This is a genomic window from Actinacidiphila alni, assembly GCF_900112845.1.
GTDB classification, from domain to species: Bacteria; Actinomycetota; Actinomycetes; order Streptomycetales; family Streptomycetaceae; genus Actinacidiphila; species Actinacidiphila alni.
On sequence record NZ_FONG01000001.1, the window covers coordinates 462,001 to 484,850 of the forward strand.

At 74.4% G+C, this 22,850-nt stretch carries 22 protein-coding genes; 11 read left to right on the forward strand and 11 right to left on the reverse strand.

Going from position 1 to position 22,850, the window contains the following annotated elements; all coding sequences use genetic code 11:
* Positions 1-12: 12 nt before the first annotated feature.
* The 6 genes from BM076_RS01950 to BM076_RS01980 form a co-directional block, all read right to left on the reverse strand.
* The gene (locus BM076_RS01950) at positions 13-2,343 is read right to left on the reverse strand and encodes a hypothetical protein (RefSeq protein WP_143120500.1); all 2,331 of its coding nucleotides are present in this window, start codon (positions 2,341-2,343) and stop codon (positions 13-15) included.
* A 354-nt stretch (positions 2,344-2,697) separates the two neighbouring features.
* Entirely contained in the window at positions 2,698-3,438 is a 741-nt protein-coding gene (locus BM076_RS01960; RefSeq protein WP_093711525.1) for a class I SAM-dependent methyltransferase, read from the reverse strand.
* Between the two features lie 75 nt (positions 3,439-3,513).
* Positions 3,514-3,924: a VOC family protein gene (locus BM076_RS01965; RefSeq protein WP_093711526.1), complete on the reverse strand. Its 411-nt coding sequence runs from the start codon at positions 3,922-3,924 to the stop codon at positions 3,514-3,516.
* Between the two features lie 101 nt (positions 3,925-4,025).
* Positions 4,026-4,421 carry a helix-turn-helix domain-containing protein gene (locus BM076_RS01970; protein WP_177246282.1) on the reverse strand — a complete coding sequence of 132 codons (396 nt, stop codon included), beginning with the start codon at positions 4,419-4,421 and terminating at the stop codon, positions 4,026-4,028.
* A gap of 181 nt (positions 4,422-4,602) precedes the next feature.
* Entirely contained in the window at positions 4,603-5,418 is an 816-nt protein-coding gene (locus BM076_RS01975; RefSeq protein WP_093711527.1) for a GOLPH3/VPS74 family protein, read from the reverse strand.
* Between the two features lie 65 nt (positions 5,419-5,483).
* Complete coding sequence (locus BM076_RS01980; RefSeq protein WP_093711528.1) at positions 5,484-6,305, reverse strand: TetR/AcrR family transcriptional regulator; 822 nt, start codon at positions 6,303-6,305, stop codon at positions 5,484-5,486.
* 97 nt (positions 6,306-6,402) lie between these two features.
* Between BM076_RS01980 and BM076_RS01985 the strand changes: the two genes are divergently transcribed.
* The 3 genes from BM076_RS01985 (at position 6,403) to BM076_RS01995 (ending at position 8,742) form a co-directional block, all read left to right on the forward strand.
* On the forward strand, positions 6,403-7,269 hold the full coding sequence (locus BM076_RS01985) for an NAD(P)H-binding protein (protein ID WP_093711529.1): 867 nt from the start codon (positions 6,403-6,405) through the stop codon (positions 7,267-7,269).
* A gap of 118 nt (positions 7,270-7,387) precedes the next feature.
* Positions 7,388-8,284 (forward strand): AraC family transcriptional regulator, encoded by an 897-nt coding sequence (locus BM076_RS01990; protein WP_093711530.1) that lies wholly within the window; start codon positions 7,388-7,390, stop codon positions 8,282-8,284.
* Between the two features lie 68 nt (positions 8,285-8,352).
* A complete protein-coding gene (locus BM076_RS01995; RefSeq protein WP_093711735.1) occupies positions 8,353-8,742 on the forward strand; it encodes a hypothetical protein in 390 nt (129 codons plus the stop codon).
* A gap of 25 nt (positions 8,743-8,767) precedes the next feature.
* On the opposite strand, the gene BM076_RS02000 is transcribed toward BM076_RS01995, so the two are convergent.
* Both BM076_RS02000 and BM076_RS02005 read right to left on the reverse strand, forming a co-directional pair.
* Positions 8,768-9,619: an alpha/beta fold hydrolase gene (locus BM076_RS02000; RefSeq protein ID WP_093711531.1), complete on the reverse strand. Its 852-nt coding sequence runs from the start codon at positions 9,617-9,619 to the stop codon at positions 8,768-8,770.
* A 155-nt stretch (positions 9,620-9,774) separates the two neighbouring features.
* Complete coding sequence (locus BM076_RS02005) at positions 9,775-11,160, reverse strand: MFS transporter (RefSeq protein ID WP_093711736.1); 1,386 nt, start codon at positions 11,158-11,160, stop codon at positions 9,775-9,777.
* 209 nt (positions 11,161-11,369) lie between these two features.
* Between BM076_RS02005 and BM076_RS02010 the strand changes: the two genes are divergently transcribed.
* The 7 genes from BM076_RS02010 to BM076_RS02040 all read left to right on the forward strand — a co-directional run bounded on the left by BM076_RS02010 (position 11,370) and on the right by BM076_RS02040 (position 18,508).
* Positions 11,370-12,323 carry a LysR family transcriptional regulator gene (locus tag BM076_RS02010; RefSeq protein WP_093711532.1) on the forward strand — a complete coding sequence of 318 codons (954 nt, stop codon included), beginning with the start codon at positions 11,370-11,372 and terminating at the stop codon, positions 12,321-12,323.
* Between the two features lie 162 nt (positions 12,324-12,485).
* Entirely contained in the window at positions 12,486-13,493 is a 1,008-nt protein-coding gene (locus BM076_RS02015) for a hypothetical protein (protein ID WP_093711533.1), read from the forward strand.
* A gap of 97 nt (positions 13,494-13,590) precedes the next feature.
* Complete coding sequence (locus BM076_RS02020) at positions 13,591-14,151, forward strand: GNAT family N-acetyltransferase (RefSeq protein WP_093711534.1); 561 nt, start codon at positions 13,591-13,593, stop codon at positions 14,149-14,151.
* Between the two features lie 178 nt (positions 14,152-14,329).
* Entirely contained in the window at positions 14,330-15,190 is an 861-nt protein-coding gene (locus BM076_RS02025; protein ID WP_093711535.1) for an aminoglycoside adenylyltransferase domain-containing protein, read from the forward strand.
* A gap of 82 nt (positions 15,191-15,272) precedes the next feature.
* Positions 15,273-15,839, forward strand: a complete 567-nt coding sequence (locus BM076_RS02030; protein ID WP_093711536.1) for a MarR family winged helix-turn-helix transcriptional regulator — start codon at positions 15,273-15,275, stop codon at positions 15,837-15,839.
* The gene (locus BM076_RS02035) at positions 15,836-17,143 is read left to right on the forward strand and encodes an MFS transporter (protein ID WP_093711537.1); all 1,308 of its coding nucleotides are present in this window, start codon (positions 15,836-15,838) and stop codon (positions 17,141-17,143) included. The genes BM076_RS02030 and BM076_RS02035 overlap by 4 nt, the downstream gene beginning before the upstream one ends.
* 198 nt (positions 17,144-17,341) lie before the next feature.
* Positions 17,342-18,508, forward strand: a complete 1,167-nt coding sequence (locus BM076_RS02040) for a serine hydrolase (RefSeq protein ID WP_093711538.1) — start codon at positions 17,342-17,344, stop codon at positions 18,506-18,508.
* 83 nt (positions 18,509-18,591) lie between these two features.
* Here BM076_RS02040 and BM076_RS02045 read toward each other — a convergent pair whose 3' ends face one another.
* From BM076_RS02045 to BM076_RS02055, 3 genes are all read right to left on the reverse strand, one after another.
* On the reverse strand, positions 18,592-18,966 hold the full coding sequence (locus BM076_RS02045; protein ID WP_093711539.1) for a hypothetical protein: 375 nt from the start codon (positions 18,964-18,966) through the stop codon (positions 18,592-18,594).
* A 163-nt stretch (positions 18,967-19,129) separates the two neighbouring features.
* On the reverse strand, positions 19,130-19,666 hold the full coding sequence (locus tag BM076_RS02050; RefSeq protein ID WP_093711540.1) for an NUDIX hydrolase family protein: 537 nt from the start codon (positions 19,664-19,666) through the stop codon (positions 19,130-19,132).
* Between the two features lie 171 nt (positions 19,667-19,837).
* Positions 19,838-20,650 (reverse strand): SAM-dependent methyltransferase, encoded by an 813-nt coding sequence (locus tag BM076_RS02055; protein WP_265737071.1) that lies wholly within the window; start codon positions 20,648-20,650, stop codon positions 19,838-19,840.
* Positions 20,651-21,124: 474 nt separating this feature from the next.
* Between BM076_RS02055 and BM076_RS02060 the strand changes: the two genes are divergently transcribed.
* A complete protein-coding gene (locus tag BM076_RS02060; RefSeq protein WP_322934416.1) occupies positions 21,125-22,540 on the forward strand; it encodes a PP2C family protein-serine/threonine phosphatase in 1,416 nt (471 codons plus the stop codon).
* Positions 22,541-22,850: the final 310 nt, after the last annotated feature.

A 22,850-nucleotide genomic window follows, 5' to 3' on the forward strand; every position in this document is an offset into this window, starting at 1 on the left:
CTCGGTCCGTGCTCAGTGGCAGCCCGCACGGAAGGTGTTGTTGCCGGACGAGGCCGCCGGGTCGCTGGAGACCGTCAGACCGATGTACGGGTGCTTCGGGTCGGTGGTGAAGGTGAACTGGTCGTTGAAGCTGTAGCTCTGCGCGCCCTTGGGGAAGTGGGCGGTCTGCGGCCTCAGGTCGACCGCACCCTGCGGCGAGCCGGTCGCGCTGCGCCACCATGTCAGGTGCAGGGTGCCTTCCGCCGTGCCGTCGTACATCACGTAGACCTTCGCCGTCGCGGTCCGGCGCTTGCCGTTGGTGCAGGTGAAGTCGGTGATGGCGAGGGACGCGACATGCGGGCCTTTCGCCTGGCCCGTCGTCTTCGTCGGGGCCGCGGTCGCGCTCGGACTCTGTGACGGACTGGTCGGCGCGGTCGCGGGCGGCGGCGTGGGACTCGTGGTCGGCGCCTGCGAGACGGTCCGCGTGGGGGAGGCCGTCGGGGACGGCGAGGTCGCGGTGGGGCTCGGGCTCAGCGTCGGCGACGGGGTGGCCGCGGCGGACGTCGGTGCCGGGGCCGCCGTCAGCGACGTGACCGCCGTCGGGGTCGCGTCGGCCTTCGTGTCGTCCTTCCCGCCGGTCGCCACCGCCGCGACGGCGACCACGCCCGCGACGATCACGGCTGCCGCCGTGGTGACGGCGAGGATCTTCGCGCGCCGCCCGAACCGGGGAGCCGGCGGCTCCCCGCCCGCGCCGCCGCCGCTCGTGGGCGGTGCCGGCGGGGGCGCCGGGATCTCCGAGACCAGCGGCACGATGACGGGCTTCGCTTCCGTCGTGGCCGTGGCCGACGCGGCCACGAGCGCGGCGAGCTGCTGCCGCCCCCGCTCCTCCCAGCCCTCGCCGTACGCCGCGACCGCCGCCGCGTCCACCTCGGCCGTGAACTCGGCCGCGCTTCCCGCCGGGCCGCGCTCCAGCAACGGCCGTACGGCCGCGACCGCCGCCGCGTGCTCGGGGCCGCCGAGGCTCTCGACGAAGACCGCTGCCGCGGCGGTCAGCAGGGCGCCTTCGGCGCCGTCCGCCTGGCCGGCAGCTCGACCGGTGTCCCCGGCCGCACCTTCCCCGGCGGGGCTCTCCTGGGCCTGGGGCTGCTCCTGCGGCTCGGGCTCGGCAGCGTCGTCGGGCGCGGCTTCGGCGGCGACGGCACCCAGTTTGGCCTGGGACTGATCCTGGGCCTCGGGCTTGGCGGTGCCCGGCGGCACGGCTTCAGTAGCGACGGCACCCTTTTGAGTCTCGGCCTGGGCCTGCGGCTGGGCCTCGGGCTTGACGGCGCCCTCGGCGGCGGATTCGGCGGCGGCGGTGCCCTGTTGGGCCCCGACCTGGTCCGGGACCTGGGCCTCTGGCTCGGCGGCGTCGGCCTGTGCGGCTTCGGCGGCGGCCGCCTCTGTCGGCGCGTCGCTCTCCGGTGCCTGGGTCTGCTCGCCGACGGGGGTAGTCGGGACAGCAGCCTCTTGGGCGGCCCCGGACGGCAGGGAGACCGTGCCCTCGGGGGTGATCAGGACGTCGGCGGAGGCGTAGGCGCCGGGGGTGGCGGCGAGGCCGAGCAGCGAACCCTTCAGGACGGCAAGGGCGGCCTCCGGGGGGAGGGCGCCCTGTCGGCCGACGAGAGTGGGGAGGGCGACAGCCTCGACCGGCTCGGGCTGCTGCGGGCCCGGGGCAGCCGCGGACTTCTTCGCCCGCTCGGCGGCGGTGGGCCGCGCTGCCTTCACCGTCGCGGGTGCGGCCGGCGCCTGACTCTCCGTCACATCAGCGTCGGCGACAGGCGTTTCGGCCTGGGCGGCCTTGGCCGTATGCGGCCGGGCGGGTGCTTTCTTCGCATCCTTGACGGGCGCGGCGGCCTTCCGGGGGCGCGCGGCCGCCTTCTTGGCACCTGCCGCGCCCGCGGCGGCCGTCGGACCGTCCGCCGTCGCGTCGGGGGCCGAGACCGGGCGCGCCGTCGCCTTCTTGGCGCCCGTCGCGCCCGCAGCAGTCGCCGGGCCGTCGGGCGTCGCAGCGGCCTTCGCTGTCCGGGTGCGTGGCGTCGTCTTCTTGGCGCCCGTCGCGCTCGCGGCAGTCGTCGAGTCGTCGGCCGTAGCGTCGGGAGCCGCAGCCGCCTTCGCCGTACGGGGACGCGCCGCCGCCTTCTTCGTACCCGCGGCCGCGGTCCTCGCGGTCGTCGCGGTCCGCGGCCGGGCCGCGGCCTTCTTGGCGCCGCCCGACGCGGTTGCCTGACGTTCCGTCACCCCGCCCGTGTCCGCGGCGGGTTCGGCGGGCTGCCCAGGGGGAGCCGTGGCCTCGCCGGGTATAGCCGTGCCGTTGTCGTCGTTCACCTGGTCCGCCCCTCGCGCTGCCCCTTGTGGAGGAACCGCCGTGCGGTTCCTCGGCGCCCTGTTCCGTGGTCGGAGGTCCCACCGGCGGCCGGGCCGATCAGCCGGGGGTCACGGTGCCGTCCGGCCTGCCCCTCGCACGCGAGGGTGAGCGCCGAAGGCGCGGGCAGGGCAGGGGACTTCCCCCGGAAAGCGGTACGGAGGCGCCGTGAGGATCACGAGAGTACTGGTGACCGGGCCCGTACGGGATATCGGGGCGTACGCCTTTCGGAGGGTCACGCGGCCGCCCCGGAGGGTCACGGAAACGCCCCCGGGAAGGCCGTGTTCGGGCGCATCCGTGCCCCCGTACGGCGGTGCTTACGGTTTGTGGGTGACCCAGAGCAGTTCCGCGGGCCAGCGGTGGGCCCAGTCGGGCGGGTCGGTCTCGTTGTAGCCGTTGGGGGTTCCGGGCTCGGGCCGGGGCTCGATCAGGTCGTCGACGACGAGCCTCGCGCCGCGCAGGACCCTGACCCAGCCGCCGTAGGTGAGCTGGTAGCTGGTGGCGCTGTCGTCCTCCTCGATGGTGCCGAGCCCGAAGTAGTCCTTCTGGAGCGTCGTGGTCACACGGCCGGCGGCCTCGTCGTAGCACGCCTCGAACCACGGGCTGGCGACGTTGAACACCAGGCGCCCGCCCCGGCGCAGGACGCGTGCGGCCTGCGGGACGGCCAGGTGCGGGGGCGCCCAGCTCAGGCCGCCGAAGTCGCAGAAGACGAGGTCGAAGGTGTCGGCGGCGAAGGGGAGTTGTTCGGCGGCGCCCTGCACCAGCGGGTAGCGGGCCGCTCCCATCGCGCCGGCCGCCGCGGCGAGCTGGGCCTCGGACAGATCGAACCCGACCACGGCGGCGCCCTCGGCGGCGAGCGCCCTGGACCACTGGCCGGCGCCGCAGCCGAGTTCGAGGACGCGCTTGCCGGTGACGTCGCCCAGGGCCCGCAGATGCGCGTCGGGGACGGAGTACATGCCCCACAGGCGCGGCGTCGCGCCGATCCGCGGGTCGTGCCTGTCCTGGTAGGCGCTGCTGATCCGGTTCCAGAGTCGCCGGTTGGCGGGGATGCTGTCCACGCGCCGACTCCAGCACCGCGCGCCGGGGCCGGTCAACACGATGAGGTCCGGGCCCGGGGCCCGACCCCCGCGGCGTCAGCTCTTCGGCTCGGAGAAGCGGATGCTGTTGCCGAACGGGTCGCGCAGCCCGCAGTCGGTGCCGTACGGCCGCTCGGTGGGCTCCTCGGTGAACTCGACGCCGAGGCCGAGCAGCGTCTCGTACGTCTTGCGGCAGTCGTTCGTGCTGAAGAAGAGCGAGCCGCCGGTGGCCCCCTTGGTGACGAGCTCGCGGACCTGGGCGGCGGTCTCCTCGGACATCGACGGCGGGCCGGGCTTCTCCAGCAGGATCTGCCGCTCGGGGTGGCCGGGGACGCAGACGGTGAGCCAGCGCATGAAGCCCAGGTCGATGTCGGCGCCGACTTCGAGGCCGAGCTTGCCGACGTAGAAGTCGAGGGCCTCGTCCTGGTCGAGGACGTAGATCTGTGAGTGCGTGATGGAGGTCAACATGGGAATCACGCTAGTGCGCGGGCGGCGCGGAAACTTATCCGAAACTGCTCACTCGTGCCGCCGGGGCCGCGCCCGCCGTCGCCGGCCACGCGGGGCGCCCGTCAGGTGTGCGGCCGGGTCCACGCCATCGTGAAGCACGTCGGCACGGTGGCCACCGTCGCCGCCTCCTTGCGGTACGTGCGCGGCGATCGGCCGACGATGTCGCGGAACGTCCGGCTGAAGGTGCCGGTACTGCCGAAGCCGACCAGGAAGCAGATGTCCGTGACGCTGCGGTCGGTCTCGCGCAGCAGGAACATCGCCCGCTCGACGCGCCGCCGCTGGAGGTAGCGGTGCGGGGTCTCGCCGAAGGCGGCCCGGAAGGTGCGGGTGAAGTGGGCGGGGGACACATGCGCGATCCGGGCCAGCGCGAGGATGTCCAGCGGCTCCGCGTAACCGCGGTCCATCGCGTCCCGGGCCCGGAGCAGCCGGCGGTTGGACTCCTCGGCGGCGCGGCTCACCGCGCCATCACACCACCGATCGCCGCCAGCTGCGAAACGGCCCGACGCACGTACCGTTGGACGGACCGCCGTACGACCCGACGCACGGACCGCCGTACGGGCTGACGCACGGACCCGCCGTACGCGATGACAAAAGGCCCTCCGGCGGACCGACGGAAGCCGCCCCCGCCGGCCGGGCCCGTCACCAGCCGCCGTGCCCGCCGCCCCCACCGCTGTCGCCGCCGTGCTGTCCGCCGTCCATGCCGCCGTGATGGCCGCCGCCATGGTGCTGTCCTCCGCCGTCCGACCACGAGTCGCCGTAGCCGCCGTGGCCCGACGCACCAGTGCCGAAGTCCTCGTACAGCTCGCGGAGTTCGCCGGACAGGCGGGCGCTGAGCAGGTCGGCGCCCATGACGATCGCGTCGGCCAGTTCCTCGTCCACGGCGGTGGCGGCCGCCTCCGGGGCGAGCGCGGCCAGCCTGCGGCGGGCGGCCCGGCCGCGCAGCCCGGGATAGGCGGCGTGCGCGAGACCCGCGGCCTGTACGAGAGCGGCGAGTACGCGGTCGGCGTCGGTGGCCGGCGGGTCGCCGGGTCCTGGCCCGAGAACGGCGTCGAGCCGGGCGAGCGCCGTACGGCGCCGAGCGGTGTCGACCGAGAGGAGATCGTGCCTCGTACGGCCGGTGCGGTCGCGCCACCGCCGGACCCGTACGGCCTTCTGGTCCGCCAGCCGGGACAGGTACTCCGTGGCGAGCGAGCGCGGGGTCTGCCGCAGCCAGTCCGGCAGGCGGGGCGGGGGAGAGGCCGTGGCCAGCGCGTGCAATACGTTGCCGAGGCGGCGGTCCGGCACCCGTTCCGTGTCGCGCACTTCGATGAGCCGGGCGCCGACGCTGATCCGTCCGGCCAGCTCCAGATCCGCCAACTCGGCCGCGCGCAGCGCGAACCGGAGCCGGCCGATGTCACCGAGACGCCGCTTGCCCGGGTCGATGGCGAGCAGCAGCAGATCGTCCCCCGTGGTCATGTTCCGAGGGTAGGCACGGCCGGGCGGCGGAGGGCAGCCCTCCGCGGACGTACTCCGGACCGGCCCTACTCCCGCGCGGCGGCGATCCGGTCGAGCCAGTCCCGCAGCAGCGCCTGCTCGTGCGGGCTCAGGGCGGTGGTGCCGGGGAGGGCGGCGCGCAGCGCCACGGCGGCGGTGACGGGTCCGGGGCCGGCGACGGCCGGGGTGTCGGTGGTGATCGCGGTGACGACCGCCTCGCGCGCCATGGCGGACAGTTCGGGGTCGCGGCGGTCGGCGGGCGTCGCGATCAGGGTGAGGGCGACGCCGTGGCCGGCGGCCCGCATGAGCTGGGAGGCGCGTTCCTCGCCGACCCGCAGCCGCCCGGCCTCGGCGACCCGCCGGATGTGCCCGGCGAGGATCTCCAGCCCCGCGACCTCCGCGGGCGCCGGCGTGGCCCGGGGTTCGCCGTACATCACCAGGTACAGCGCCGGGTTGGCCAGGGCGAAGCCGATGTGCAGGTCCCAGCCGGTGCGCAGGTCGGCCACCGGGTCCGCGGTGGGCTCCAGGTCCGTCTTGCTGTCCAGATAGGCGGCGAAGCCGTCGGCGGCGACCGCGTCGAGCAGGCCCTGCTTGTCGCCGAAGAGCCGGTAGATCGTCGGCGCCTGCACCCCGGCCGCCGCGCCGACCACTCGGGTCGAGACGGCCTCCCGGCCGCCCTCGGCGAGCAGCTTGGCGGTGACGGCGAGGATGCGTTCGCGCGGCCCGCCGTCCCGGGCGCCGGCGCCCTGCCCACCGCCGTCATGAGCCCCGGCCCGGTCCGCGTCGACCCCGCCCGCATCGGCCCCATCCGCGCCGCCGCTGTCGCCGTCGTACGTGCCGCGCTCCGCCGTACCGCCTCCGTCGTCCATGGTGACAACGGTAACAGGATCATTGTTAGCGCTGATCACGATTCCAGTGCTAGCGTGAAATGCGTTAGCACTGATTTATTGCACTCTGGAGGGCCTCATGATCATCGTCACCGGAGCCACCGGGCAGCTCGGCCGGGACATCGTCGAACGCCTGCTGTCGTACGTCCCCGCCGAGCGGATCGGCGCCAGCGTCCGCGATCCCGGCAAGGCGCGTGACCTGCTCGACCGGGGCGTCCGCGTACGGCAGGGCGACTTCGCCGACCCCGCGGGCCTGGCGCACGCCTTCGAGGGCGCGTCGCAGGTGCTGGTCGTGTCCGCGGGCACCACCGGCGAGGCCGCGCTCGCCCTGCACCGTGCCGCGATCGACGCCGCCGTCGAGGCGGGCGCCCGCCGCGTCCTCTACACCAGCCACATGGGCGCGAGCCCGACCTCGCTCTTCGCACCGATGCCCGACCACGCGGCCACCGAGACCATGCTGCGCGAGTGCGGCACGGACTGGACGTCGCTGCGCAACGGCTACTACGCCTCCTCGGCGATCATGCTGCTCGGCGATGCCGTACGGACCGGTGTGCTGGCGGCGCCGGAGGACGGCCCGATCTCCTGGACCGCGCACGCGGACCTCGCCGAGGCCGCCGCCCGTGTCCTCGCCGCCGACGGCGGTCCGGTGGGTCCGACAGCGCCGCTGACCGGCGGCGAGGCGCTGGACCTCGCCGCGATAGCCGAGCTGGCCTCCGAGCTGTCCGGGCGGAAGGTCGAGCGGGTCGTCGTCACCGACGAGGAGTACCGCGCGAATCTGCTCGGGCACGGCGGGTCCGCATGGCTGGCGGACCTGCTGCTCGGGATGTTCGCCGCGAGCCGGCAGGGCGAGTTCGCACACGTCGACCCGGCGCTCGGCGAGCTGATCGGCCGCCCGCCGACCCCGTTCGAGGACGTGCTGAGGGCGGCGGTCACCGCCGCGCGCTGACGCGCCCGCCCGCCGTACGGCCGCCTGACGTATGACCACCGACGTCCGGCCGCCCGCCCGTACGACCACTGACGTCCGGCCCGCCGCTCGCCGTACGGCCGCCTGCTTCAATGAAGGAATGAGCCTGGACGAACTGCGCACGCTCATCACCCGGCGGGTCCGTGACGGCGGCACGGACGCGCTCGACGGGGTGATGGTCTCGCTGGTCGACCGGGTCGCCGCCCCGTCCGACTCCACCTCCGGCACCGTCTTCGCGCTGATCGCGCAGGGCGCGAAGAGCCTGGCCCTCGGTGACCGGGTGCACGAGTACCGGGCGGGACAGTATCTGGTGGCCTCCCTCGACCTGCCGGTCAACGGGCACTTCACCGAGGCGAGCCCGCAGCGCCCCGCGCTCGGCTTCGGCCTCGAACTGCGGCCGTCCGCGATCGCCGCGCTGCTGCTGGAGGCGCCGGAGTCCGGGGACGCGGGCCCGCGCGCCCGCGGCACGGCCCCGGCGCCGGGCATCGCGGTCAGCGACGCGTCCGCCGAACTGATCGACGCCGTCGTACGGATGCTGCGGTTGCCGGACCACCCGCGCGATCTGCCGGTGCTCGCGCCGATGATCGAGCGGGAGATCCTCTGGCGCTTGATCACCGGCGAACAGGGCGCCACCGTACGTCAGTTGGGTCTCGCGGACAGCGGCCTCGCGCACATCGGCAGGACGGTCCGCTGGATCCGCGAGCACCACGCGGAGACGATCAGGGTCGGTGATCTGGCCCGGCTGTCCGGGATGAGCGTGTCGGCCTTCCACCGCAACTTCCTGGCGGTGACGGCGATGAGCCCGATCCAATTCCAGAAGCAGATCAGGCTCCAGGAGGCCCGGCTCCGCCTCGTCGCCCGCCCGGACGACGTGGCGGGCGCCGGGCACGCGGTCGGTTACGACAGCGCCTCGCAGTTCAGCCGCGAATACCGCCGCCAGTTCGGTACGTCGCCGGGCCGCGACGCCGCCCGGCTCCGGGCGGAGAGCACCGCCTGACCGCGCCCGCCCGGACGCCGGTCCCGGCCTCACGTTGGTTGTCAGTGGGGTGCGCCATCATGGCGCGCATGGAACCCGAGATACTCATCGGCGCCTGGCGGCGCCTGCTGATCAACCCCCGTGCGACATGGGTGCTGTTCGCCCACGGCACCTGCGTCGTGCTGACCGCTCCCGACGGGGACCTGGCGGAGCAGGCCGTGCGGATCCTCCGGGACAGCGGACCCGTGCACGCGGGTTCCCCCGCCGGGGACTTCTCCGTCATCACCGCCGAGGACGGCGACGGCTGGGTGGTCACCAGCCACCACCCGGATGTGCTGACGTATGTGGCACGCGACGAGGTCGAGGAGGGCGGCGATCTCGCCGTCGGGCTGTTCGGCCGCTCCAAGCGGCACAGCGACGGCACGGAACTGACCGTCGTCCACGTCGAGGACAAGCGGGACGAAGCCGCTCAGGCGTGAGCGGAGCCCGCGCCTGTCCTGGAACTCAGGCCCGGTCGAGGAACGAGGCGAGCGTCGCGGTGAAGCGGGCCGGGTCGTCGAGCCAGGGGAAGTGGCCGGCCGCGGCCTGAACGGTCAGGTCCGCGTGCGGGAAGAGGGCGGCGACCTCGGCCGCCGCGGGCGGCGGGGTGTTGAGGTCGGTCTCACCGGCCAGGACGAGGACGGGGGCGCCGAAGGCGGCGAGCGCCGCGCGTGTCGCGTCCGGGTCGAAGGCGTCCTCGGAGGCGAAGACCGCGCCGGCCGCCTCGTTCCGGTACGTCTCGCCCGCGTCCCGGTGGGCGCGGGCCGCGTCGTCCCAACGGCCGTAGAAGAAGGGGTCGATGGCGCGGAAGGTGGCGTCGTCGCCACGGCCTGCCACGACCGCCTCCAGGGCGGCGAACGCCTCGGGGAACCACGGCTCCGCCGCCCGCAGCCGCGCCGTCGCGACGCGCTGCTCCCCGGTGATCGTGACGCCGACGGCCCGGACGCTGGGCGTGATCAGCGCGAGCCGGCCCACCCGTTCGGGGTGGCGGGCCGCGTACAGCACGGCGAGATTCGTCCCCGCCGAATGCCCGAGCAGATCCATCCGGTCAAGGCCCAGGTGCTCGCGCAGCGCCTCCACGTCGGCCACGACCAGATCGCAGCGGTAGGACGCCGGGTCGTCCGGGACCGCGGACGCGCCCGTGCCGCGCAGGTCCAGCAGGATCAGCCGCCGCGCCGCGGACAGCCCGCCGAGGTCGCCCAGATACGCGGACGCCTGCATCGGCCCGCCGGGCAGGCAGATCAGCGGCGGCCCGTCCCCGTCCCCGAGCACGTGGTACGCGAAGCGGGTCCCGTCGGGCGCGGTGAAGGAGGGCATGCGGCCGACTCTGTCAGCGGCCTCCGGGCCGGTCAAACGGCTTTCGGGGCCGACGGGGCGGGGCGTGACGCCCCGCCCGCGTGCGGGCTCGCTCACGTACGGGCCCGCTCGCGTATGCACCTGCCCGCGTACGCACCTGTCACGTACGGGCTCGCTCATGTGCGGGCCGGCGTCTCGGGCGCGGGACCGGTCGCGGTCCCGAGCCCGGTGGTGGGTCCGACCTCGGGTCCGACCTCGACCTCGGGTCCGGCCTTGGGCTCGGGTTCCGGCCGCGGCTCCGGCCCGGCCGGCCCGGCACCCTTCGTCCCGGCCCGCCACGGCAGCAGCAGCGGCGTCGCCAGCACGCACAGACCGGCGATCCCGATGGCGACACGGGGGCCGGTGAACGCGGCCAGCACCCCCCACAGCGCGGTCTGCGCGGCGATGCTGGCCTTGGTGGTGACCGACCACGCGGACAGTGTGCGGGCCACCCGGTCGGTCCCGGCGTGCTCCAGCCGGTAGGTGGCCAGCACCGGGTTGAACAGGGCGCACGCGGTGATCAGGCCCAGCTCGACGCCGATGACCAGCACGATCCCCGGCAGCCCCGGCCGTACGAAGACGAGGCCGAAGGACCAGACCGCGCGCAGCGTGCCGGACACGAGCAGCGCCTTTCGCTGCCCGACCCGTGCCACGAGACGGCGAGCCAGTCGCGAGCCGACGAGGCCGCCCACGCACGGCGCCGCGAAGACCAGGCCGTACTGCCACGGCGCGAAACCGAGGTCGCCGAGCAGCAGCACGGCGAGCGACGGTTCGGCGGCCATGATCAGCCCGTTGAAGACGGCCGTGTTGAAGAACAGCGGCCGCAGCCGCGGGCTGCCCAGGATGTACCGCCAGCCGTCCAGCAGGTCCCGGGCCCGGAACCGCTCGACGGGCCCGGCGCGCTCCGGAAGCGGTTCGCCGCCGCCGATCGCGCCCAGCCCGAGCGCCGAGAGCAGGAAGCTGACGGCGTCGGCGAGCACTGTCGTCACCGGCCCGAGCAGCCCGATCGCGGCGCCGCCCAGCGGCGGCCCCAGCATCGTCGTCGTCCAGGACGTCGACTCGAACCGCCCGTTGGCGACGAGCAGGTCCTCGCGCGGCACGAGCGACTTCAGATACGCCCCGCTCGCCGTCGTGAACGCGATGTCGGCGGCGCCGACGACGACCGAGACGACCAGCAGCTGGGCGAAGCCGAGGCGGCCGACGGCGTACGCGACGGGGATGCTGAGCAGCAGCCCGCTGCGGACCAGGTCCATCGCGATCATCACGGGCCGCTTGCGGCGGAATTCGATCCAGGGCCCGAGCGGCACCGCCACCAGTGCGCCCACCGCGAGGCCCGCGGCGGCCAGCACCGACACCTCGGTCGTCCCGGCGTGCAGGACGACGATCGCGATCAGCGGGAAGGCGCCGAACGCCAGCCGGGTGCCGAGGGCGCTGACGCCGTACGCCGCCCACAGCCAGCCGAAGCGCCGCCCCAGCGCGCCCGGCCGCCGCCCCGTCGCCGTCGCCACCGTCCCCGTCGTCATGCCGAGCGCACCCTTCGCCGTCACGTCCACCGGTCACCGGTCACCGCCGGCTTTCCGCCCGTCGGCGGGACCGGCGTGACCGTAGCGAGCCGCGGAGCACCGGATCAAACAACCGACACGCGGCCCGGCACAACGCGGCGTTGTGCGACGGCGTCCCCTGTGGACGGACGGCGGGGGAGTGTCGTACCCCGCGGCTAGGGTCGGTCGGCGTGGACCTCGATGCCGTACGCACCTTCGTCGCCGCCGCGGACGCGGGGCAGTTCCAGCAGGCCGCCGCCGACCTGGCGGTCACCCAGCAGGCCGTCTCCAAGCGGGTCGCCGGCCTGGAGAAGGAGCTGGGGGTGCGGCTGTTCACCCGCACCGCGCGCGGCGCCCGGCTCACCATCGACGGGCAGGCGTTCCTGCCGCACGCCCGTGACCTGCTGCGGTCCGAGGAGCGGGCCGCCGCTTCCGTACGGCCGGGCCGGCGTGCGCTGCGGGTCGACGTGATCGGCCGGCGTCTCGCACCGGCCGCGCTGCTGCGCGATTTCCACCGGGCGCACCCCGGTACCGAACTCGACGTCGTCACCCTCTTCGACGCCGACGCGGCCGTCGAGGCCGTCAGGGCCGGCACCATCGACGCGTCCTTCCGCGCGGTCACCCAGCCGGGACGGCGGCTGCCCCACGGGGTGGTGGCCGAGCGTGTGCACAACGAACCGGTGCAGCTCCTCACCGGTCCGGCCCATGAATTCGCCGGCGCGGGACAGGTCGCGCCGGCCGATCTCGCCGGGCGGCGGATCTGGATGCCCGGCATCGTCCCCGGCACCGAATGGGCCGCCTATTACGCCGACCTCGGCGACGCCTTCGGCATCACCGTCGACCGTATCGGCCCGCACTTCGGCCTCGAACCGCTGCTCGACGTGATCGCGGACTCCGCGGCGCTGGCGACCTTCGTCGGCGACGGCACCCGGCTCGTCTGGCCCGCCGACCACGGCCTGCGCCGGATCGACATGCGCGGACCGACACCGGTCTACCCGCACTCGCTGGTCTGGCACGCCGACAATCCGCATCCGGCGCTCGCCGCGCTGCTGAGCCATCTGCGGGCGGCCTGGCCGTCCCGGCGCGGCGCGGGCATCTGGACCCCGGACTGGGTCCAGCCGCCCGCCGTCGGCGTCGCGTCCTGAGCCGTACGGGGCCCTCTGCGCCGGGCTCTCCGTACGGGGGGTCTCCGTGCGGAGCCGGACACCCGTCCGACCTGGGCCGACCGGTGCCCGGCCCGGACGGCGGCGGGCCCTCGCGAGCGTATTCTGCGGATACCGTGACCGGCCGTCCGAGGGAGCCGTCGTATGTCCTGGTGGACCAGCCGCCTTCTGCATGTGCGGCGCGCCGAGGGCGAGACGTTCCTCTTCCGGCGCAAGAAGACGTACGCGATCGATCCCGCCTTCGGCGACGCGCGCCTCGTGGCGATGCGGACGGCGGCCAAGGAAGGCATCGGGCAGTGGCCGGTGATCCGCGGTCACCTGGCCGCCGCGGTGGGCGACGGCGAGGATCTGACCTTCCTGCTGGACGGCCTCGCGACCGTCTCGGGGCCGGAGCGCTGGCTCGGCGAGGCGGCCGCGGCGGCTCCCGACGACGCGCTGCCGCTGCTGGCCTCCGGCGCCCGGCACGTGGAGTGGGCGTGGCACGCCAGGACCGGTCTCGCGGCGGAGTACGTGTCCGACGAGCAGTGGAAGCTCTTCCGCGCCCGGCTGACGACCGCCGAGGAGTTGCTGCTCGACGTCGCCGAGCGCGAGCCGGAGTGGGCCGCGCCCTGGTACTACCTCCAGATCTGCGGGCGCGGCCTCCAGGTCGCCGACGACGTCGCCGAGAGCCGCTTCGCGGCGACGCTGCGCCGCTCGCCCGGCCACACCGCCGCCCACCGGCAGCACTTGCAGCAGCTCAGCGCCAAGTGGGGCGGTTCGCACGAGCGGATGCACGCCTTCGCCCGTGAGGCGATGCTCGGCGCCCGTGCGGGCAGCCCGCTCGGGCAGCTCGTCGCCCAGGCCCACCTGGAGGAGTGGCTCGACCAAGGCGGCGACCCGGAATCGCCGTACCTGAGCGGTACGGAGGTGCTCGCCGCTCTCAACCAGGCCGCCGCACGGTCCGTCTACCACGCGGACTTCGTCCGCCGCCTGGACTGGCCGCGCGCCTTCAACACCTTCGCGATGGCCTTCGCGCTGGCCGGGGACGACCGGCTCGCGCGGCCGCTCTTCCGGGTGCTGGGCGACCGGGCCACCGAGCTGCCCTGGGCGTATCTCGACGGGCAGTCGCCGATGGTGCCCTTCCTCGCGTGGCGCGGGCGGGTCGGCGCCTGAGCCGTGGGCCCGGGAAAACCGCTGTTCCGCGGAGCGGCGCTGCGGTAAGTCTGCTGGGTCGTGCGGGACACGCCCGTCACCGTCTGTGGAGGATGAGATGTTCGCGATGTCGCTGGGGGACGGGGCCGAGCTGGGACCGCTGGAGCCCTGGCAGGCCGAGGAGTTCCTCGCCCACATGGACCGCGGGCGCGAGTACGTCGGACAGCACATCGGGCTCGCCGACGCCACCGCCGACCTGGACTCGACCCGGGCCTGGCTCCAGTCCTACGCCGACAAGACCGCCGCCGACGCCGGCCGGCTCTACAGCATCCGGCTGGACGGCGTCCTCGTCGGCGGCGTCCTCTTCCGGCTCTTCGACGCGAAAGCCGGCACCGCCGAGGTGGGCTGCTGGCTCGAACCCGCCGCCGCCGGCCGCGGCCTGGTCACCCGTGCCGCTCGCGCCATCATCGACTGGGCCGTCCTCGAACGCGGCATCCACCGCGTCGAATGGCTCGTGTCCGCCGCCAACACCCCCAGCATCAACGTCGCCAAACGCCTCGGCATGACCCGCGACGGCGTCCTCCGCTCCAACTACACCCACCGCGGCACCCGCCAGGACACCGAGGTCTGGTCCGTCCTGTCCCCCGAATGGCGCGAATCCCGCTCCGCGGGGGCCTGAGCCGAACTAGGCAGCCGCGATCGGCACCGCCCGGAGGCCCGGCTCGGCCGGTCGAGGCCGACCCGCTTGCTGTCGTCGGTCGCGGCCTCGCGCCGATGCGGGCGGTGCGGCCCGGGGTGTGGGGCGTGCGCGGGTCCGGCTCCGACGGACCGGCGGCCGGGCGTGGGAGACTCGGCGGATGCTGCCGATCGACGCCGCCCGGCTTGCCGGGCGTTATTTGGCCGCCGCTGATCGGTTGTTGCCGGGGCGGATCAGTGGGTTCTATGTGGTCGGGTCGGCCGCGCTCGGGGCGTGGCGGGCGGGGGTCAGTGATGTGGACTTCGTCGCGGTCGTGGACGGCGGCCTGGCCGGGCGGGAGATGCGGCGGCTGCGCGTCCTGCATCCGGTCGGCAACGCGACGCCCGCCGTACGGGCGGTGCTGCGGGGGCGGGTGACCGTGCCGGGGACGGTGAACGGGGTGTACGTGGCGGCGGCCGACCTCGGCAGGCCGGTTACGTCGATCCGCCCGCTCGCCTCGCACACCGGGATCGCGTTCGCCGCCGGGCGCGGCTTCGACGTCAACCCGGTGGTGTGGACGGTGCTGCGGGACCGCGGCATCCCGTTGCGCGGTCCGGCGCCCGGCACGCTCGGCCTCGATCCGGAGCCGGACCGGCTGCGCGAATGGAATCTGGCGAATCTGCACGGCTACTGGCGGTCCTGGGCCGACCGGGCACTTGCCGGACGGGCCCCCGGCGAGCCACTGGCCGTGGTGCCCTCGGCCGGGCGCACCCTCACGGCCTGGGGCGCCCTCGGCGTGTCCCGGCTGCACCGCACGATCGCCACCGGCGAGATCGTCTCCAAGGAGGACGCGGGCGCGCACGCCCTCACCGCCTTCGCGCCCCGCTGGCACCCGCTGCTCCACGCCGCCCTCGCGTACCGCCGCGGCGAACCCCTCCCGGCGGCCCTCGCCGCCGACCCCGACCTCGCGACCACCCGGCGCCGCCTCCGCCTGACCGGCGCCTTCGTCAGCGACGTCATCGCCGCCGCCGACCGCCTCTGACGCACCACCCCCGGCGAACGGGCCGGCCGTCCCGGCGGCACGCCATGACACCTATGTCGAATAGCTATGTAACATAGCTCTTATGGACGATCGCGATGTGAGCCGGTTCCGGGTGCAGATGAAACTGCTCCAGCGGCGGCTGCGCCGCGAGTCCCTGCCCGCGTACGGGGTGTCCAGGACGGCGCTGCAGGTGATCACCGCGGTGGTGCGGCTGCCGGAGGGCGTGCAGCCGCGCCGGATCGCGGAGGAGCTGCAGATGACCAGCTCCAACGTGGCTGCGGCGCTAAGGGAGTTGGAGGGCGCCGGATACGTCCGCAGACGCAAGGACGCGACGGACGCGCGCCGCGTCGCGGTGCTGCTCACCGACAGCGGCCGCACCATGGTGGCGGACGTCCGCAGCGAGCGGGACACCTGGCTCGGCCGGGCGATCACCGGCCTCCTGGACGAGGACGAGCAGCGGATCCTGCTGGCCGCGGGCGCGCTGATGGAGCGGCTCGCCGCGTTCGAGCGGGCGCCCGAGGACGCGGGCGGTCCCCCCGCGGCCCACGAACCCGTACCGCCGTACGAGTCCGCACCGCCGTACGAGTCCGCACCGCCGTACGAGCCCGTACCGGCAGGAGACCGCGGCACGGCGCGAGGCGCGTCATGAGCCCCGGGGCGCACCAGGCAGCCGCGGCGCCGGGCCGCCGCCCCTTCGGCCGGATGCTCGCGTCCCTGTCGGTCCGCAACTACCGCCTGTACTTCTGGGGTTACGCCGTCTCCGTCGCGGGTACCTGGATGCAGTCGCTCGCACTGGCCTTCCTCGTGCTCCGACTCACCGGCAGCGGCAGCGACTTGGGCTTGGCCACCGCCGCCCGCTTCCTGCCCTTCGTGGTGCTCGGTCCGGTCGGCGGCCTGATCGCCGACCGCTACGACAAGCGGCGCCTGCTGTACGTGACCCAGTCGTCCTCGGCCCTCATCGCCGTGCTCTTCGCGCTGCTCACCGCGCTCGACGTGATCAACGTCGGCATGGTCATCGGCCTTTCGCTGGCGCTGGGTTCGCTGACCGTCTTCGACAACCCGGCCCGGCAGAGCCTCATCGGCGAGCTGGTGCCGCGCGAGCAGCTGGCCAACGCGGTCACGCTGAACTCCGTATCGGTCAACCTGGCCCGGGTGTTCGGCTCGGCCGCGGGCGGCGCGCTCGTAGCCGCCGTCGGTCTGACGACCTGCTTCGCGCTCAACGCGCTCTCCTTCGCCGCGGTCATCGCGAGCCTGGCGATGATGCGGACCTCCGAGGTCGACGCGGCCCGGCGGCCCCCGCGCAGCAAGGGCCAGATCCGAGAAGGGCTGCGCTACACCCGCAGGACCCCGGCCCTCCTGCTGCCCCTGCTGATGCTCACGGTCACCGGCATGATGGCGTACGAATTCCCGGTCACGCTGCCGCTGGTGGCGCGCGGCGCCTTCCACGGCGGGGCCGGGACGTACGGGGCCATGGCGACGCTGATGGCCGTCGGCGCGGTGGTCGGCGGCCTGGTCAGCGCGAGCCGCGGCAATCGGCGCGCCGTCTCCCTGGCCTGGGCGGGCATCGGGTGGGGCCTCGCCATCCTGGCCGCCGCGGTCGCGCCGAACCTCGGCTGGGAGCTGGTCGCGCTGCCGTTCGTCGGCTACGCCGCCATCACCTTCAACTCGCTGTCCAAGACGGCGATGCAGCTCGCCGCCGACCCGTCGATGCGCGGCCGGGTGATGGCCCTGTGGGCGATGGCCTGGGGCGGCACCACAGTGATCGGCGGCCCCCTGGTCGGCTGGATCGCCCAGCAGTTCGGCAGCCGCTGGTCGCTGGTGGCCGGCGGGGTGCCGACCCTCGCCCTCGGCCTGCTGATGTGGCCGGCCCTTCGCCGTATCGACACCGCCGCCGCCTCCCGCACCATTCCGGCCCCCGCCGATCCCGCTCCGGAGGGTTCGCCGGCGACCTGACGCCGCCCCTCGCGTGCCCGAACCCTCGCGTGCCCCCCTGTGTGCCCGAACTCCCGACGACCGTCCGCGAAGCCCCCGGAGCCGCGCGCCGCCGCAGGTGGCACCCCTGTCACCTGTCAGGAGCGGCGCCGCGGGCGGCGCTCCTACCGTGCTCGTGTCCGGCCCGCGACGGGCGGGCCGCCGGGAACGGGAGTCGTGATGGCGATGGATGTCCGCAGGAGAACCGCGTGGGCGGCGGGGATCGCCGCCGTTGCCGCGGCGTTGTCCGGGCCCACCGCCCCGCCGGCGCACGCGGACCGGCCGACCGACGCCGACGCCAGGGCGGTCGTCCCGGCCGTGACAGTGCCGCCGGGCGTCACGGCGGGCGTGGCCGTCTTCGACCGGCAGACCGGCACCTTCACCGAACAGCTCAACGCGGACACGCAGTTCCGCTCCGCGTCCGTCGTGAAACTCCTGATCGCCCTCGACGCCATGTGGACGGGCGGTGTGCCCGCCGACCACACGCGGCTGGACGCGATGCTGCGCAGCAGCGACGACGACGTGGCCAGCAGCCTGTGGGTGCAGGACGGCGGCAGCGCCATCGTGACCCGCATGGTGGCCAGGCTCGGCCTCACCGACACCGCGCCGCCGCCCGCCGCGTATCCGGGGACCTGGGGGTACACGGCGCTGTCGGCCGCCGACACCGTACGGATCTACCGCTATCTGCTGGACAGCGCGCCCGCTCCGGTACGCGACCTGGTGATGGGGGACCTGCGGCAGTCCACGCGCTGCGGCGCCGACGGGTTCGACCAGCGGTTCGGCATCCCGACCGTCTTCGACCGGCCGTGGGCGGTCAAGCAGGGCTGGTCCGGCTTCGGAGCCTCGGGCGACTGCTCCGACACCGCGGCGACCGCGACCACGACCACGAGCCGGACGGTGAAGGACGCGGCCCCGGCCCCGGCCTCGGTGGACATCGACCAAGTGGCGCTGCACACCACCGGCACCGTCGGCGCCGGAGACCGCTCGATCGTCGCCGTCTTCACCCTCCAGCCGCACGGCACCGCCTTCGGCGCCGCGTACACCAACCTCGACCGGCTGGTGCGCACCCTGAACGTGCCCGGCGGCGCGGTGCGTCCCGGCAGCTGGTTCGGCACCTGGGGCAGCGGCGTCCACGTCAGGGCGGGCACGACCACGGGATCAGCCGTGCTGACTAATCTGCCGCCCGGCGTCGAGACCCTCGTGTCCTGCCAGAAGCAGGGCGACACGGTCTCGGTGCCGCCGTACACCAACGACTGGTGGGCGTATCTGCCGCAGTACGGCGGCTACATGAGCAACATCTACATCAGCTCGCCGGACAATGAGCTGCCGGGCGTGCCCGTCTGCTGACCGGGACGCGGCCCGGACGAGCGATGCGGACACGCGGACCGGCAGGCGCGCCCACCGGTCCGCGTGCCGTCGCTGACGGGCCGTCAGGGACGGTCGAGGGTGATGGAGTTGACCGGCCCGAGGTCGTACACCCAGCCGCTGCCCGCGGCCAGGCTGTCGATGACCGAACCGGTGCCGTTGTAGCCCGACCACAGCCGCATGCCGGCGCCGCCGTACTGATTGTTCAGGACCTCGTGGACGCCCGTCTGATTGACCAGGTTGTGCGCACCGTAGCTCCAGTACACGAAGCTCGGCCGGTCGTTGTTCCAGTCGAAACCCGGGTAGATGCACACGGCGCCGGACGGGCAGCCGTGCACCGAACCGGCGGCCGTCGCCGCTCCCGCGTCGGCCGCGCCCACGGTGCCGACCGCCGCCACCGACAGCGCCAGTGCCGCCACGCCCCGCATGACCTTGCCCATGTCGCTCTTCCTCTCCTCGCGCGCGTCCCCGCGCGTCCCCCGTACTCGTGGACCGGCCCCTTCGGGGCCGCCACCAGCACGGTAGGAAAGGGGCACGGCCCGCCGCTCCTGACAGATGACAGGACAGGGGCGGGCCGTAGCGCGGGCCCGGAGGCCCGCACCGTCAGCCCAGGCAGCCCACATGGGCCAGCGCCTGCTTGAGCAGCACCCCGCGGCCGCCCGGCATCTCCTGCTGGAGCTGCGGCGACGACGCCTCCTGCGGGGTGAACCAGACCAGGTCGAGGGCGTCCTGCCGCGGCCGACAGTCGCCCGCCACCGGTACGACGTAGGCGAGCGAGACCGCGTGCTGCCGCGGGTCGTGGTAGGGCGTGACGCCCTGCGTCGGGAAGTACTCGGCGATGGTGAACGGCTGCGGCGAGGCCGGAATGCGCGGCAGCGCCACCGGACCGAGGTCCTTCTCCAGGTGCCGCAGCAGCGCGTCGCGCACCCGCTCGTGGTGCAGCACCCGGCCGGACACCAGGGTCCGGCTGATCGTCCCGTCCGGGCCGATCCGCAGCAGCAGCCCGATGTGGGTGACTTCACCGCTGTCGTCGACGCGCACCGGCACGGCGTCGACGTACAGGATCGGCATACGGGCGCGCGTCTGCTCCAGATCGTCGGGAGCCAGCCAGCCGGGCGTGGTTTCGGTCGTGTCAGCCATTCGCTGATCGTACGACGCCGGGCCGCGATCCGACGGGCCGGTTCCGCGACCGGCGGTGCGGCCGGTTCCGTGGCCGGTTCCGTGACCGGGTGCGACCCGGACCTGCGCGCTTGCCTGACCGGCCGCCGGACGGGCCACCCGACCGGCCGCCGACCGGTGGCGCGCGGCGGGTCAGCCGGCCTTGCGGCCCACGCCCGCGTAGACCCAGTATTCGGACGGGTTCTCGGGCACGTCGTCGGCCGGATCCGGCCGCCACAGCGGCACGTAGACCAGGCCGGGCGGCACCAGGTCGAAGCCGGTGAACAGCTCCGAGATCCCCTCGTAGGAACGGGCGGTGACCGGCGAGGTGGCCTTGGAGCGGTAGAGCTTGCCGACGGCGGCGGCGGTGCCCGGGCGGTCCTGGTCGGTCGCGTGGCTGAGCGCCAGCCAGCTTCCGGCGGGCAGCCCGTCGCGGTAGGCCGCGACCAGCCCCGCCGGGTCCTCCTCGTGGGTGATGAAGTGCATGATCGTGATCATCAGTATCGCGACCGGCTCGTTGAAGTCGATCAACTTCCGTACCTGCGGGGCGTTCAGCACGTCGGCCGGACGCCGGATGTCCGCGTTGACGATGTCGGCGTCGGGATTGTCGGCGAGCAGCGACGCGCTGTGCGCGACGGCCACCGGGTCGTTGTCCACGTAGATCACCCGGGTGCCGGGCGCGATCGACTGGGCGACCTCGTGCACATTGCCCTGGGTCGGGATGCCGGACCCCAGGTCGATGAACTGCCGCACCCCCGCGTCGACCAGATGGCGCACCGCCCGGCCGAGGAACGCCCGGTTCGCCCGGGCGAGCGCCCTGACCTGCGGGTCGATGGCGGTGAAGGCCGCCAGCGCCTCCCGGTCTATGGCGAAATTGTGCTCGCCGCCGAGCATCGCGTCGTAGATCCGTGCCACGCTCGCCTTCGCCGGATCCACGCCCTCGGGGACCTCTTCGCGCCCAGTCACCACAAGTCCCTTTCGACGGCTGCCTCTTGAGGGGCCATCATAGGATCCCGGCGATGTGGCGCAGCGGGGTGCGTACGTCGTCACCGGGCGGTTTCGGCCGCCACCCGCACCGGCCCGGCGGAAGGCATGACCCTGCGACACGAAGCACATGACGCGCGTGAACCACACCAGGCGCATGACGCCCACGACATGCGCGAAGCACACCAAGCTCACGAACACCGCGAGGACTCCACGGGCGACCCCCTGCCGAGCCTCCCGGCTTTCCCGGCCCTCCCGGCCCCGCAGGTCGCGCCCGAGACGAGGTCCGCAGCCGTGTCCGAAACTGTTCCCGGCGCCGTGTCCGCGGCCGGGCCGGAAGCCGTGTCCGCGACCGGGGCGGAACCCGTGTCCGCGGCCGGGGCGGTCTCCCCAAGCTTGCTCGGAAGCGTCCCCGGAGCCGCGCCCGACCTCATGTCCGCGGCCGGGCCGGGAACCGTGTCCGCCGCCGCGCCTGGAGCCGCGCCCGGCACGGCGTCCGCCGTCCGCGACGAGCCCGCGGCGCGCCGCCGTCGGCAGGTGGCGGGCGGCCCCGCCGCCGACATGATCGGCTCGGAACTCGATCTCCACGTGACCGGAAATCGCGTCGTCCACGCCCTGACCCCCGGTTTCTGCGACGCGGCCTCCGTCTACCTGCTGGAGCGCTGGCTCGTCGACGAGAGCACCGGGTCCGCCGCCGACCCGCCGCAGGTCGAGGCGCGCCGGCTGGCGCTGCGGATGGGCGCGGAGGCGGCGGAGGGCCGCGACGGGGCGCTGCCCATCGACGAGGTGCTGGTCTTCCCGCGCCGCACCCCGTACGCCCGCGCGCTCGCCACCGGGCACGCGCAGCTGCTCGACGCGGTCGACACGCACACCTTCGACCGGCTGGCCGCCTCCGGCGACGACGACGGCCGAGTGCAGGACCTGTTGCGCACCGCGTCCTTCCTCGTCGTGCCGATCCGGCTGCAGGGCGCGGCGATCGGCTTCATCGCCTGCACCCGTGGTCCGCACGCGCCGCGCTTCGGCCTCGAGGACATGGCGGCCGTGGAGTCGCTGGCGTCGCGGGCGGCCGTCGCGCTGGACAATGCCCGCCGGTACGAGCACGAGCGCCGTACCGCGCTCGCCATCCGCAACAGCCTGCTGCCGGACACCCACCGGACGGTCGAGGGCTGCCTGGTCGCGCACGGCTACCGGCCGGCGGGCCGGAACGACATCATCGGCGGCGACTGGTTCGACGTGCTGCCGCGTTCGGACGGCCGGATCGGCCTGATCGTCGGCGACGCCATGGGCCACGGCCCGGAGGCCGCCGTCGCGATGATCCAACTGCGCACGGCGGCAAGGACGTTGGCCGCTCTGGACACCGGCCCGCGCGACATGCTGCAACGGCTCGACGCCCTCGCGGCCGACACGCCCGACGCCTCCTTCGCCACCTGCGTGTACGCCGAGTGGGATCCCGTGCGGCACCTGTGCACGCTGGTCGGGGCCGGCCATCCGCCGCCGCTGATACGCGGTCCGGGCGACGCCGCCCGGCAGGTCCCGCTCGGCGCCGGCCTGCCGCTCGGGCTCAGCGCGTGGAACGGCGAGGCCGTGGTGATCGAGGTCCACCGGCCGACGCTGCTGCTGCTCTACAGCGACGGCCTGGTCGAGAGCCGCCGCTCCGACATCGATGCCGGGATCGCCCGGCTGGCCCGCGCGCTCGACTCCGGCCTGGCCGGGGGCGGGAAGCGCGGCGCCGCGAGCGGGCCCGAGGGCTCCGAAGTCGACCTGGACCAGGGCGAGTTGCAGTCGCTCTGCGACGACCTGCTGGGCAATCCGCCCGCCGACGCGACCACCGACGACCGTACGGTCCTGCTGGCCGCCCTGCGACCCGCCTGAAACCGGCCACCGCGCACCGCTCACGCACCTCGGCCGCCCCATTGACGTGCACATGGCCCACTGGCTACGGTCGGCGCGCCGCTGTCCGCCCGGAACATGACAACGCTGTCATCCGTGCCGCAAAAGGAGAGTGCCATGGCCGTCCTCCGCAGGCTCCGCAGATCGGTCCGGCTCACCCGGCCGCCCGTACGGGACTCCGGGCGCGGCGCGGAGGCGCGCGCCCGCCGGTCGACGGCCCGGTCGTTCCCGGACGCGGACGGCGGCCGCCGTCCGGCGCCCCGGGCGGACCACCCCGCCGTGCGGCGCGCGG